Origin of the sequence: Staphylococcus ureilyticus (assembly GCF_025558845.1) — a bacterium.
Lineage (GTDB): Bacteria > Bacillota > Bacilli > Staphylococcales > Staphylococcaceae > Staphylococcus > Staphylococcus ureilyticus.
Genome location: NZ_CP094825.1, coordinates 2,347,301 through 2,362,374 on the forward strand (window position 1 = coordinate 2,347,301; position 15,074 = coordinate 2,362,374).

Below are 15,074 nucleotides of genomic sequence, written 5' to 3' on the forward strand. Positions count from 1 at the left end.
CCATCCCTCCTAAATTTGTATAAGGATATAAATCACGCTTATGACAAGCGCATATATAAACGTCATAAATAACCTATGACTAAGTGTATTAATTTTAAATAATAAAAAAGCAACACCGGCTTCAAATAATACAATAATAAACAGTGATTTTAAATAAAATATCCATGTTAATGATTGATGAAACAATAATGCACTTATGATTAATATCATTAACAATAGCATCGTATGTATCAGTATGTAAGTAAGATACAATTTCACCTGACTATATTGAACTAAAAAAATTCTTCTCAAAGGCCCATTCTGTTTTAATCTTTGGTGCAAAATAATTTGCACACTGCTCATACTCAACAATATCGCAAAAACAACACTCAATGAAATAGAAGTATCTGAATGTGACTTTACAAAATAATGTACAATTTGAGATTGAGGTGTCTTATCATTCAATATTTTATTTACTGTGTTCAAAGATGTACGATCACCATTATCATCTAAATGACTTTTAACGATATTAGGTATCTGTTGTTCATATAATGACATGCTTATGATTTCTAAGGTAATATCACCAATAAAATCATCTCTTCCATATAATAAAATTGTTTCTTTTAAACGATTATCATGCAACTTTTGACTGTAATTTTTAGGTATTTGTAAACTTACTACCGCTTCTTTTCTTTCTATATATTCATCCAAATACGTTTCTTCAGTTGGCACTTTTATTTTAGTAATGAATTCGTTACTTGTGATGTTTTTGATTAAATTTTTAGACGCTGCAGATTGATCTAAATCTTGTATTGCTACAGGAATTTGAAATGATTTATTTAGTGTTTTGTATATCCCCCAAATAGCAATTAAAGAGAATAATAAGATACAAATAAAGACTAAATGTTGTTTCCACTGTTTTTTTATAATTATGAAGAAATAGGGTTGAATCATAAGCGATACCTCCCAATCAATATCAAGACTAAGATGAAAATTGATATAAATAAACTGCTATAAAAAGTTATTGGTACATCTAAAATATAATTATTCAATACAATTTCCAGCATTTGATTTGTTACAAAACTAAATGGTAAGTAATCAACCATCCCTAATATAGAATGTTTAAAATAAATGGTTGGTATCGTCATCCCTGACAATAGAACAATCAATATGCTCAATATACTTTTCAGTACATAGTTCATCCATTTAAAAGCAATTAAATCAATAATGGTTAACCAAATGATAATCATCAAGACATAATAGCTCAGTTGAATTACAATCGTTAACCAATTATAGCTTTCAAACTGATTTGGCAAGGATTTAATCAACCAAAGCACACCAAAAATCGTCCATAATCCTGTATAAAACAGTGTAAATAAACTTCTTATCAGTGTTAATTTTTCAAAAGAAAAATGGTGCATGCTTAATCTTGACCACAATGCAGTCGTTTGATTCATTTTCAAAATAGTAAATATTGACAAAGCAAAAATATAAATAGATGTTAAATACGTTGTAATTACATAATAACTTGCACTGTCATATATATGTATAGGTTCATATTCAAATGCGCCAGCACGATTTAGTCCTGTAAACAATAAATCCGTTAGCAGCATTAATGTATGATCTTTATAATTATGTGAGGACAACGTTGTATAGGTTAGACCTCCACCCATCGATAACATAAGCCTTTGATATACTGAGTCTGTTAACTGATTAATGACTAAACTTTTGGTAGACTGTTGATCATATGTATGTACTGAAATAGGCAAACTTCCATTTTTATAAAAATCCTGTGTCATACCTTTTTCAAACACGTAATAACCCTCTAATGCTTTATTCTCTAACTTTTTTTCAGCTACTTTTTGGTCATATTTTTTTATGCTAATATCTTTCCCCAAATTCGCACCATCACCTAGTGATTTCAATATGATTTGCGTCTCTGGAGATCGATCTTTATCCACAACACCAATTCTAAATTTCTCATTATCTTGATTTAATTGTTGAATCACTATTAAAGTAGTAAACAACCCTATAACTATAATCAATAAATATAGTAGTAAATACCATTTTTTTAATAAAAAAGAGTGGTAAATGCGAAACAATTGTAATGTTTTCATTTTACCACTCTCCTTTTAGTTATTTTTTAAAATCTTTTGCTAAATCTTTAATGATACCTTCTGTTTTTTTAGAAATTTCCTTTTGTAATTTTTTCAAATCATCATCGGACAATCCATTTAAATCTTTGGCACCTGATTTTTCGAATTTAATATCTTCTTTAAGTTTTGTTTCACCTTTGATATTAAATGTTACTGGTTGATATCGAATATCTGTAGTCAATTTAAAATCTTGCTTTTGCGTATTATTCTTCACATCGGTTTCTAAATGATTATTATATTCAAATTCAGTTTTGCGATAATTTGCATCAACGCTCACTTTACCTTTGTCTGTACGTTTGTCACCATCTTGAGTCTCATTGTTTGATAACTTAATCGTAGATTTTTTGTAACGCTCATTAGCCCCAATTGTATAATTGTCTTTATACTTATCATCGTCTTTTGCAGATTTACCTTTTAATGATAACTCAGTATCATCTGCAGCAATTTTATAATTCACAGCTAGTTTATCATCATCAATTTGATTCGTTCCTGTTAATTTTACTTCTGAATCATTTTTATCTTTAGCAGTTAATTCACGTTTTAAAATTAAATTATCTTCTTCCCAAATTACAGATTTAATACTTGGAAAATCATTTTTATCTTTATCTTTCACTTCTTGTATCGCTTCATCAATTTTATCTTCATAATCCTCTGCTTTGAATTGATCTTCGGCTATTTTTTTAATATCTTTATCCTTCTTAGCTTTTTCCAAAACTGATTTCACAATCGCTTTTGTTTCGCCTTTACTAAGTTTCAATGTTACTTTCTTAACATCTTGTTCATCGCCATCTACATCAATCGTAGCATTTTCTTTTTCAAAATTATCTTTGTCTAATTTATCAATGATTACATCTGTATATTTACTACTTATTTTTTCTATATCTTTTTGTGAAATTTGTGACCCCGATAATAATGAATTTAAGTTTAATGTATCATTTGTCACTACATTCTCTTTACCTGTAGTACTTGATGTATCTCCAGTTATTTTTTCAAAAGCATCTACAAGTTCATCATTTTTAGCTTTATAAACATCGTTAAATAATGGTGATGCATAATATTGATTGTCTTTGTCTGCAGCCCATTGAAACTTACCGATTTCATTATCTGCTATCGTTGGGTTTAAAGCCAAAATTGATTTTTCTTTTTTAGGATCGTGTCCCACTGTCAATCCCACTTCAGAAGCATCTGCGACAGATTTAGGAATACCTGATGATTCTAATAAATTTTTAGGCACATCGGCGTCTCCTTTTAAATTGATCAGATATGATTCATCTTTCATCTTATCTTGAAATTTAAATTCATTTTCAAATCGATCTTTAGTATATTCTTGAAATTGATTAGCTGTTTCCTTTTCGCTCAATAAATATGTGTTTTTAGGTGTGTTTTTGATAAAAAAGTAATAAGCAGCTCCCCCAATACCGGCAATTAAAAGCACACCAATCACAACTGCGACAATTATTTTTACTGTTTTAGACATACCCCTCAACCTCCCATTAAGTTTGATTGTTTTAATAATACCATAAAAGACTTAATATTAATTTATTTATTTGATTTTTCTTTTATTTTTCACTTGTTATTTAAATTAATTATCAAACATTTTTAATATTTGTAATATATCATTACATCCAATCAATTGTGCACTCAATACATATGTAGTCACCTTTATATTTCCTCTTAATTTGTAAAATAATTATTATCAATGAAATTCAATACGAATATAAAATGAGCCCCAAAAGATTACTTTTATTAGCAACCTTTTGAGGCTCAATCTTAAAACCAAAATTCTAAAATATTTTGTTAAAGAACTGTGATTTCAATCATGCTATGTTGTGCTACGTTTTTCGTGTTTAACTTCTTTTTCCCACCACAATGCATCTTTTGGATTTTGAATCACATCTTCGTAATCTTCTTGGGATTCTACATTTGGATATGATCCTCTTAAAGATTTATTAGATGTTGATTTGAACATTGTTACAAAGATTATTAAGCCAACAATATTTATAAACATCAAATAATAGGAAGGTGCAATTTGTTGGCCAGTTGTCTCTACAAGTGTAGAAAGGATAAATGGTGTTAAACCACCAAAAATAGCAGCACCTATATTATATACCAGCGATAGCGTACGCAATCTGACTTTAGTGTGGAACATACTTGGTAACACTGAAGGCATAACACCTTCAAATGTTGACATAAATAATGCAATGATAAATAAACCTAAGATAACTAAAGGCAACATCGGTATGCTCATTAACCAAAATGCTAACACTGAGAATAAGCTGAAACCTGCTAAACCAAATATAATCGTACGTTTATTTCCAATTTTATCACTATACCACCCAAAGAAAAATACAGCTGGAATCATGAGCAACATAGTGATTGTACTTAATATTGAACCCATTGTCCCACCTAAATTAATCGTCGTATTCAAGAACGAAGGCATATATGACAATACCATGTAATTGGCTACATTCAAGAAAGCTACGCCTGTAAAACAAACTACAACGTCTTTCCAATAATATTTAAAAATATCTAAATATGAATATTCTAATTCTTTTTGTTCTTCTAATGTGGACTCATAAGCTGGACTTTCATCAAGACTCGAACGAAGTATAATACCAACAATACCTAATGGCGCTGCTATAATAAATGGAATTCTCCAACCCCATTCAGCCATTTGCTGGTCATTCAACAAACTATACATTGTACCAGCAAGTATTGCAGCTAATATATTTCCTGCAAGTGTTCCTATTTCTAGTCCACTGCCTAATTTACCTCGTGTTTTATCTGGAGATGTCTCAGCAATATAAGTCATCGCTCCTGCATACTCCCCACCAGTGGAGAATGATTGAATCATTCGAACTACTAATAATAGTATGGGTGCCCAAATACCGATTTGTTCCTGCGTTGGTAACAAACCGAGCATTAATGTAGAGGCAGCCATCAATAAAATGGTAGTAGATAAAACTATTTTTCTACCATATTTATCTCCCAAATGACTGAAAAATATTCCTCCAATTGGTCTTACAATAAATGCAAAAGCAAAAACTGCAAAGGTTGACACAATTTGCATTTCTTGTGGCAAATTACCGAAAAAATTCGCACTAATCACCACTGCTAATTGTGCATACAATCCAAAATCAAACCATTCGATTGCATTACCTATCCCCGTTGCTACTACACCTTTTTTAGCTTGATTTGAATCTACATGATTCACTTTTTCTTTTTTAAACTTCACAAATAAAAACACCCCTTATTTACTTCCATAGATATAACATAACCTTTACACATATATATAAACACTTACAATTTTTATTTTCAGAATTTTCCCGCCCTGTGGCTTTTAATATCACGTGCTAAAGATTTATGAATTTTTGTTTAAATTGCTTATACTAATAACTGAGTTTGGTATAATGATTTAAAATCATTGAATTCGGAGGATTATATTTATGAAAAAAGTTTATTTTAATCATGACGGTGGTGTAGATGATTTAATCTCGCTTTTCTTATTACTTCAAATGGAAGAAGTCGATTTGATTGGTGTCAGTGCAATCGGTGCTGACAGTTACATAGAACCAGCTGTGAGTGCATCACAAAAAATAATAAATCGTTTTTCATTAACGCCTGTCCATGTAGCAGCATCAAAAGCACGCGGCAAAAATCCTTTCCCAAAAGATTGGCGTATGCATGCTTTCTTTATGGATGCATTACCTATACTGAATGAGCCTACTTCGCAACATTTTAAAATATTAACACATGAGGCATATGAAGATATTATCGAAAAAGTAAACGCGAACGATGAAAAAGTTACATTATTATTTACTGGGCCGCTTACGGATTTAGCTAAAGCTATCTCCGTTGAACCAAAACTCGTAAATAATATTGAACGGTTAGTATGGATGGGAGGCACATTTTTAGAAAAAGGGAATGTAGAAGAACCCGAACATGACGGCACGGCTGAATGGAATGCATTTTGGGACCCTGAAGCTGTTAAAACCATTTTTGATACAGAACTAAAGATTGATATGGTCGCTTTAGAAAGTACGAATCAAGTACCTATGACTTGGGACATTAGACAAATGTGGGCCAACGAACGCGCTTATACTGGTGTTGATTTTTTAGGTGTAAGTTATGCTGCTGTGCCACCGCTCACACATTTCCAAACAAATTCTACATATTTCTTATGGGATGTTTTAACAACTGCTTATGTCGGTAAACCAGACTTAGTAAAACAACACGATGTAAAAACTTCTGTTCATGTTGATGGTCCTAGTCAAGGATGTACATATATCGATGAAGCAAATGGCCGGTTAGTTTCTGTGGTACATCATGTTGAACATGATAGCTTTTTTAATTACATTACAAGTTTAGCTAAGCAAGTAAAATAAATACACATAACTCAAAGAAGAAGCACAATCAAAACATGTGAATTGATTACGCTTCTTCTTTTTATGCTATTAAATAAGCATATTCATTTTATAAATAAATAATAATCAGAAACTTTCGTTAGTCAAAAATTCAGGATCAATGTTTGCTTTAGTGATTTCCTCTAAACGTTCCACGTTAACATTACCTTGATTTTTTTGATTTAAACCATGCTTACGTGCTAACTCATTATTATATTGATTTAAAGGATACATTTTAAAATTTTGTTTCTTATTGCTATATAAAGTCGGTTCCAGCTCATAATGTGTTACTAGTGATTTCCATCTGACTTGCTTGATTTTAGTTTGCTTCGGTGTTTTTTCAATATCGAACGCTAAATTACCTCCCAGTACATTGTTTTCATCACCTGTTGTTTGACCATTCAAAAAATTTCCCAGGGAATAAGCCACTAATGTTTTATGATTATCTTTACCCTTAATCCACTTCACAGGTTGAATGACATGAGGATGCGTTCCAATCACTACATCTACCCCAGCATCAGCAAACACTTTCGCATATTTCTGTTGTGTTTTATTTGGTTTATGTTTACCTTCATTACCCCAATGTGCTGAAACGATAACAACATCACTTTGTTTTTTTGCCTTAGCCACGTCTCTTTTTATTTGTTTTTCATCAAAGTAATTTATGTAATATGGTTTATCCGATCGAATACCATTCGTGCCATATGTATAACTCAATAAAGCTATATTAATATCGTTTTTATTCATAATTTGAACTGTATCTCTATTGTTTTGTGAATTATATGTTCCAAAATATTCAATATCATCAAATTGCTTCCAAAGTGCAATTTCATTCATAAGTCCACTCGTCCCTTGATCTAATGCATGATTATTAGCACCGTTCACTAAATTGAACCCTGAGTCAGATAAATCTTTTGCTATAGCTTCTGGCGTATTAAAGCGCTTAAACCCAGACAATCCTTTGCTATCTCCACCAATGGGAGATTCTTGATTTATATAAGCTATATCCGAAGCTTCAATGTCTTTTTTCAAATGACTATACATTGGTTTAAAATCAAAACTTCCGTTATTCACTGAAGCATCATGATAAACTGCTGGATGAATTAAATTATCCCCCACCGCATAAAATGAAACGTTCTGACTCAAATGCTTAATATTTAATAAGCAACATGCACCAACTATGATAAAACACAAAAACAATAAAGGAAGTAAAATTTTATATTTCAACACACAAACACCTCTACTATACAATATAAATTGTTAGCTTGTTTTTTTAATTACGAATCCTACCGTTTCCTACATTTATAAACTATTTATAACATAATAAAGTTCAAAAAGTTAAGCTTTTATTACACATATTTATAGAAATGTATTTTTGGTTATGTAATAAATACCATAAAAATAAGCACGCAAACCTTATTTAGATTCACCTGCTTATTTTTGAGTATCAACTTTTTATGTTCAAGCATTTATTGCTTTTTGCTAATTTATCATTTTAGTCATCTTAGAAATGACATTCATAGCTAGCTAACGATAAATTATTAACATTCTTCAGCCATTCAATATTCAAGTCGTTATTACTATTTAACTTAGCTTCCTTAAAATTATAAATTTTAAACATATTTTGTAACAGTCTCCGCTGACAATCTATAAGAGTCATGACCCGGATTTTTAGCTTTTCCTATAGCAACAATCATTACTGGTTCAAAGCGTTCTGGATCTAAATCAAATGCTTCAGCAATTTGATCTTTTTCAAAACCACCAATAGGATTTGTATCATAACCATAAGACCTAGCAACGAGCATAAATTGCATTGCTGCTAAGCTACTATCAATTTTTATAATATCATTCATTTCTGCACGATTTAAACTTTTATATAAAGGCAATATTTTGCCTAACATTTCAACCTTTACTTCTTCAGGCATATAACCATTTAAAACTGCATTATGATAGATGTCTTCTCCATATTCATAATTTTGCATATCGCCAAATATAATAACCATAGCTGCGGATGTATCATTTTGACGGGTATTAAAACGAACAAGTGGCTTCAATTTTTCTTTTCCTGCTTCACTTTCAACCACTAAAAATCTCCACGGTTGCATATTCACAGACGATGGCGCTTTTGTTGCTTTTTGTATCATCTCATCCATTTCAGTTCTAGGAATTTTAACTTGTTCATCAAACACTTTTACAGATTTCCTATTTAACACAACATCTTCAAAATCATTATTCTTCATTCCAAAATTCTCCTTAATATTTTTTACAAAATCAAATTATACGCAATTTGTTATATTTTACAAATCATCTGTTTAAATATTTAATGATTTCTAGTTTGGAAATATTTTATTTTGCCTCTAGAATTCCCTATAATGAAGTTATTAATTTATCAAAATAATTAAGATTTAAGTAAAACGTTTATTTCAATAATTTTTATAAAAGTGTAATTGAAAATAAACAATAGTTGATGTTTTGAATATATATTTATATTGTAGTAAAATAAATAAATCCGTTTTAACTCCTAAACGGTGAAGTTATTTTAAAAAAACACCCTATTATTTTGAATATTATCAGCACAAGTATGCTATTCAAATAATAAATAGAGTTAATGGAAAAAGAGGTAAAATAATGAAATCTGTATCAGTAATTGTAACTTATTACAACTCCGAAGATTATATTGAAAATTGCTTAAACAGTTTAAAAAATCAAAGGTTCCAAGATTTTGAATTAATATTAGTGAACGATGGTTCAACTGATAGTTCAAAAGCTATTGCAACTGAAACAATCAAAGATTGGAACATCTCAATTAAAGAAATTGATTTAACTCAAAATTTCGGACATGCTTATGCAAGAAATATTGCGCTAGATTCAGTAACATCACCTTATTTTATATTTATAGATTCTGATGATTATCTTGCGTCTTATGCGTTAGCTTTCTATATGAAACATTTAAATCAATACGATGCTTTAATTGCACCTATTCATTCTTTCACTTTAGATGTGCCACAATACGTCGATCAAAATTTAGTGAAAGTGCAATATTTAAACACTAAAACAAAATCAAATCAATTTCTACGTAAACATTCTGTTTGTAATATCGTTTTTAAAACAGCAATTATGCGTGGACATAATATTAAATTCAATGAAGATTTAGATATCTTTATCGACTGGTCTTTCGTCTTAGAATTCATTAAATATTCAAACGGTTTTGTAAGAATCAGTAGATTCCCTTTCTATATTAAAGGAGAAATTTATGATCCGTTTGAAAAACCGACGTTGTCAACTCAAGATTTCAATATTATTTTTAATGACTACGTTTATAGTTTTTCAGACGCTGTAAAACGTGCGCCTTTAAAAGAAAACAAAAAATTCATTAAAACTAAGATGAAAAATTTATATAGAGATTCGTTTGAGCCATCATTAAGAAAAACACCTGAAAGATATAAATCAAATAGTGAGCTTTTACCAAAAGTCACAAGACAGTTAATGACTACAATATTCAAAAGCGAGAAACCATTATTTATTTTAGAATCATTAATGCTTATGTTTAATAAGAAAAAGCCGGCATTTAAAGTAAATCGATTTAGAAAGCGTGCACGCTTAGCTAAAAATGTTGTTTTACGTCGAAAAAATAAAAACCGTTCATTATATCAACTTACAGATAGCGAAAACAAAGTTAAGCCGAATACAATCGTTTTCGAAGCTTTTGGTGGTAAAAATTATAGTGACAGTCCAAAGTATATCTATGAGTATATGATGAAATACCATCCAAACTATGAATTTATTTGGGTATTCAGAAAACCTGATCAAGTCTATTTACCAGGACCTGCCAAAAAAGTTAAAAAGGGTTCTAACGCATACTATGAAGCTTACGCTAGTGCAAAATACTGGGTAACAAATGCAAGACTCCCATTATACCTAAATAAAAAAGCTAACTAAGTTTATATTCAAACTTGGCACGGCACGCCTTTAAAACGCTTAGCAAATGATATGAAAGTCATCCGTATGCCTGGAACAACAACTGATAACTATAAACGTAATTTCAAAGAAGAAACAAGCAGATGGGATTACCTTGTCTCTCCAAACGCTTATTCATCTAAGATATTTGAAACAGCTTTTTGGATGCCACCAGAAAAAATACTTGAAATTGGTTATCCTAGAAATGATGTCTTAGTTAATCGTGCAAATGATCAAGCTTACATTCAAGAAATTAAAGAAAACTTAAATTTACCTAAAGACAAAAAAGTAATTATGTATGCACCAACTTGGCGTGATGATGAATTTGTCAAAAAAGGAAAATATTTATTCGACTTAAAAATCGATTTAAATAATTTACAGCAAAAAATTGGTGATGACTATGTTATTCTATTAAGGATGCATTATCTTATTGCTAACGCATTAGATCTAAGAGGTTATGAAGATTTTGCAATCGATGTATCAAACTATAGTGACATCTCAGAATTATATCTCATTTCTGATTGCTTAATCACAGATTATTCTTCTGTAATGTTTGACTATGGCGTATTAAAAAGACCTCAAATTTTCTTTGCTTATGATCTAGAAAAATATGCTAAAGATTTAAGAGGCTTCTATTTAGACTATCACAAAGATTTACCAGGTCCTATTTATCAAGATGCATATCAACTAGCTGAAGATTTACAACATTTAAATCAAATTGAAACTGATTATAAACCTAAAATTGATAAATTTTATAATGATTTTTGCTCAATTGAAAATGGTAATGCTGCTAAAGCAATCGCTGATTTAATTACCAAAAATCAATAAATATTAAAAGATATCATGCGCATAGCTTATATATGGCTGTGTACAAACAAGCGCGCTAATCCATGATGGATTAGCGCGCTATTATTTTTAAAATCTTACATCTTTGATCCACTGAAGTACAATATGTGTAAGTAGTTTAAACTAGTAGTCTTGCACGCAGACTATACTTGGAGAAAAATACGTTCTTAAATCACTGTCACTGAAGTACTATAGTTTAAAGGAAACACACCTTCAACTTAGCGTATTCAGCTTCATAAATTAAAGAGGTTGTTATTTCATAACCAATGGTTTCAATCCATTAAAATAAACCTCCCGTTTTCATTTATTACGAATGAAAATAGGAGGTTCTTATATATTAATAGCATGTACTTTATTTTACTGTACCTGCGTCTTTATCATGTACACCATGACGATAAAAATCAATATATTCAGGTTCTAATGGTTTTTTACCTCTAATTACATCAGCAGCTCTTTCAGCTATCATCAATACTGGAGAATGGATATTACCATTTGTCGTACGTGGCATAACTGAAGCATCTACGACACGTAAATTTTCCATACCATGTACTTTAAATGTCTCAGGATCTACTACTGACATTTCATCAGATTTTGGTCCCATTCTACAACTACAAGATGGATGTAATGCTGTTTCTCCATCACGTTTTACCCATTCGATAATTTCTTCATCTGTTTGAACCTCAGGTCCTGGTGAAATCTCTCCACCATTGAATGGATCTAAAGCTTTTTGAGATAAGATATTTCTAGCTACTTTAATTGCTTCTACCCACTCACGTTTATCTTCTTCAGTAGACAAATAATTGAAGACGAAATCCGGTTTTTCAAATGGATCCTTAGATTTAATCTTCAAGTGGCCACGTGAATTAGAGTACATTGGACCAACGTGAACTTGATAACCATGTGCAGTTGGCGCTTTAGTACCATCGTATCTTACTGCAATCGGTAAGAAGTGGAACATTAGGTTTGGATAATCTACTTCATTGTTAGAACGAACAAAGCCGCCACCTTCAAAATGATTGGATGCTGCAGCACCCTTACGACCTAATATCCATTGCAAACCAATAAATGGCATTTTCAATTTATTCAAACTTGGTTGCATTGATACAGGTTGTTTACATGCATGTTGCACATACACCTCTAAATGGTCTTCAAAGTTTTCGCCTACACCTGGTAAGTGTAAACGTGGCTCGATACCTACAGAACGTAAATGTTCTGAATCACCAATACCAGATAATTGTAATAATTGTGGTGAATTTATCGCACCACCTGATAAAATGACTTCTTTAGCATGAACTGTATGTTCTTTACCATTTTTCTTAAATGTAACACCAGTTACTTTATTTCCTTCAAAATTTAGTTTAGTAACAAAAGCACGTGTTTGTACGTCTAAATTTTTACGTTTCATTGCTGGATGTAAATATGCTCTTGAAGCTGAAACACGACGACCATTATGAACTTGGCTATCAAAAGGACCAAATCCTTCTTGTCGGAAACCATTAACATCTGGTGTCTTGTTATAGCCCGCTTCTACACCTGCATTAAAAAACGCTTGGAATAATGGATTCGATGCAGGGCCTCTTCTTAATTTAATCGGACCATGATGGCCACGGTATGGATCATCTTTACTTGAACCAAATGTTGTTTCTAAACGTTTAAAGTATGGTAAACAATGTGCAAAATCCCAATTATCCATGCCTTCAGGTTTTGCCCATTTTTCATAGTCCATTGGGTTACCTCTTTGATAAATCATGCCGTTAATAGAACTTGAACCACCAAGCACTTTACCACGGGCATGACCTACTTTTCTACCGTCCATATGTGGCTCTTCGTTAGTTTCATAAATCCAATCATACAGTTTATTACCTGCTGGATACATTAAAGCAGCTGGCATTTGGATTAATAAATCCCAAGGATAGTCACTACGTCCTGCCTCAAGTACAAGTACGTTATTAGATACATCTTCACTAATTCTCGCACCTAATACTGATCCGGCACTACCGCCTCCGATAATAATATAATCATATGCTTCTCTCATTTTTATATAGCCTCCTGATATACATATTTATAAGCTTCATCGTAAATTTTGTGATTAACGTTACGCTTTACCGAACCAATTTACAGGCTCTGGTTTTGTGTTACGAAGGATATGTTTCTCAACTTGGTACTCTGCTAGACCTTCTTTTCCAAGTTCTCTACCAATACCTGACTGTTTATATCCGCCCCATGGTGCTTGCGCAAAATATGGATGGAAATCGTTAATCCAAACTGTGCCCATTCTTAATTGATTAACGACACGTTCTGCTTTACCAACATCGTTAGTAAATACACCGCCAGCTAGTCCATAAATAGAATCGTTAGCTAGTGTGATTGCCTGCGCTTCTGTATCAAAACCTTCGATTGTTACTACAGGTCCAAACACTTCTTCTTGAACGATACGCATTGAAGTATCACAATCAGTAATCACTGTTGGTTCAAAGAATAAGCCGTCTTGTAAGTCCTCACGTTCTGGGCGTTTACCGCCGATAGCAATAGTGGCATTTTCTGATTTAGCTATTTCTATATATTTCTCTATTTTTTCTCTATGTTCTGCAGAGATTACTGGACCCATTTCAGTTTCTGGGTTAAAGCCGTCACCCAATTTAATATTTTTAATTCTTTCAATTAACGCTTGTTCAAATTGTTTTTTTATTTTGTTATCTACTATGATTCTTGCACCAGCTGAACATACTTGACCTGCATGGAAAAAGCCACCATTTAGCGCTTGATCAACTGCAAGTTCAAAGTCTGCATCTTCGAATATAATATTAGGGTTTTTACCACCGAGTTCTAAAGCAACATTTGTTACATGATCTGCCGCTTGTTTCATGATATGTTTACCTGTTTGAATGCCGCCTGTAAATGAAACTAAATCGACATCTTTATGTGCTGATAGTGGTTCTCCAACTTCAGAACCTTTACCTAATACTAGGTTAATGACACCTTTAGGGAAGCCAACTTCTTCCATCAATTCAAACACACGGATTGTTGTTAATGGTGTAATTTCACTTGGTTTCATTACTAAAGAACAACCAGTCGCTAATGCTGGCGCAATTTTCCAAGATGCTTGAAGTAAAGGATAATTCCAAGGTGTGATTTGTGTTACTACACCAACTGGTTCTTTAACGACTTTACTTTCTGTATTCGGAATAGGAGAATCAATAATTTCTCCCCCATCTTTATCTGCTAACCCAGCGAAAAAGTTAAATACATTTGCAATATCGTCCATATCAGCATAAGACTCTTCTAATGTCTTACCTGTATCTAACGTTTCAAGTTTCGCTAATTCTTCACGATGTTTTTCAATCATATTAGCTATTGCTCTAACTTTTTTACCTCTATTTTCACTTGTTTCATTAGCCCATGTGCCTGCTTCAAAAGCGCGTCTTGCTGCTAAAATTGCACGTTCACTATCTTCTGCAGTTCCTTCTGCTACTTCAAGAATAACTGCTTGATTATATGGATTAATAATCTCTCTCGTTTGCTTATTTGAGCTTTCCACCCATTCTCCATCTATATATTGAAGACGAGATAAATGATCTACAAGTTCCATTAAAATTACCTCCGTTAAGTTTGTTAAATTTTTATTTAACGAATTTTATGAACTTTATGTTATCATAGTAGTTGAAAAAGTGTCAAATGTGTTTAAATATGATAGGGGTTTATGCATGCATCTTTTTTATATGGAAGGTAAACT

General features: G+C 31.7%; 9 protein-coding genes and 1 pseudogene. 2 read left to right on the forward strand and 8 right to left on the reverse strand.

All coding sequences use genetic code 11. The annotated features are described in order from the left end of the window. Positions 1-9 precede the first annotated feature (9 nt). The 4 genes from MUA21_RS11610 to MUA21_RS11625 all read right to left on the reverse strand — a co-directional run bounded on the left by MUA21_RS11610 (position 10) and on the right by MUA21_RS11625 (position 5,370). Complete coding sequence (locus tag MUA21_RS11610; RefSeq protein WP_262561322.1) at positions 10-933, reverse strand: ABC transporter permease; 924 nt, start codon at positions 931-933, stop codon at positions 10-12. Further along, positions 930-2,096, reverse strand: a complete 1,167-nt coding sequence (locus MUA21_RS11615; protein ID WP_262561324.1) for an ABC transporter permease — start codon at positions 2,094-2,096, stop codon at positions 930-932. Before MUA21_RS11615 ends, MUA21_RS11610 begins: the two co-directional genes overlap by 4 nt. Positions 2,097-2,115: 19 nt before the next feature. After that, on the reverse strand, positions 2,116-3,612 hold the full coding sequence (locus MUA21_RS11620) for a DUF6583 family protein (protein WP_262561326.1): 1,497 nt from the start codon (positions 3,610-3,612) through the stop codon (positions 2,116-2,118). Positions 3,613-3,957: 345 nt separating this feature from the next. Then, positions 3,958-5,370, reverse strand: a complete 1,413-nt coding sequence (locus tag MUA21_RS11625; protein ID WP_046206630.1) for an MFS transporter — start codon at positions 5,368-5,370, stop codon at positions 3,958-3,960. Positions 5,371-5,581: 211 nt separating this feature from the next. Between MUA21_RS11625 and MUA21_RS11630 the strand changes: the two genes are divergently transcribed. After that, a complete protein-coding gene (locus tag MUA21_RS11630; RefSeq protein ID WP_262561327.1) occupies positions 5,582-6,520 on the forward strand; it encodes a nucleoside hydrolase in 939 nt (312 codons plus the stop codon). 105 nt (positions 6,521-6,625) lie between these two features. Here MUA21_RS11630 and MUA21_RS11635 read toward each other — a convergent pair whose 3' ends face one another. Next, positions 6,626-7,768, reverse strand: a complete 1,143-nt coding sequence (locus MUA21_RS11635) for a CapA family protein (protein WP_262561328.1) — start codon at positions 7,766-7,768, stop codon at positions 6,626-6,628. 383 nt (positions 7,769-8,151) lie between these two features. Beyond that, a complete protein-coding gene (locus MUA21_RS11640; protein WP_064209169.1) occupies positions 8,152-8,778 on the reverse strand; it encodes a nitroreductase family protein in 627 nt (208 codons plus the stop codon). Positions 8,779-9,166: 388 nt separating this feature from the next. Here MUA21_RS11640 and MUA21_RS11645 point away from each other — a divergent pair. Then, positions 9,167-11,323, forward strand: a pseudogene (locus MUA21_RS11645) (bifunctional glycosyltransferase/CDP-glycerol:glycerophosphate glycerophosphotransferase). 370 nt (positions 11,324-11,693) lie between these two features. Here the strand turns inward: MUA21_RS11645 and betA are convergent. Then, positions 11,694-13,376: a choline dehydrogenase gene (betA, locus tag MUA21_RS11650; protein ID WP_046206626.1), complete on the reverse strand. Its 1,683-nt coding sequence runs from the start codon at positions 13,374-13,376 to the stop codon at positions 11,694-11,696. Positions 13,377-13,436: 60 nt separating this feature from the next. Beyond that, the gene (betB, locus tag MUA21_RS11655; RefSeq protein WP_105873984.1) at positions 13,437-14,930 is read right to left on the reverse strand and encodes a betaine-aldehyde dehydrogenase; all 1,494 of its coding nucleotides are present in this window, start codon (positions 14,928-14,930) and stop codon (positions 13,437-13,439) included. Positions 14,931-15,074 lie beyond the last annotated feature (144 nt).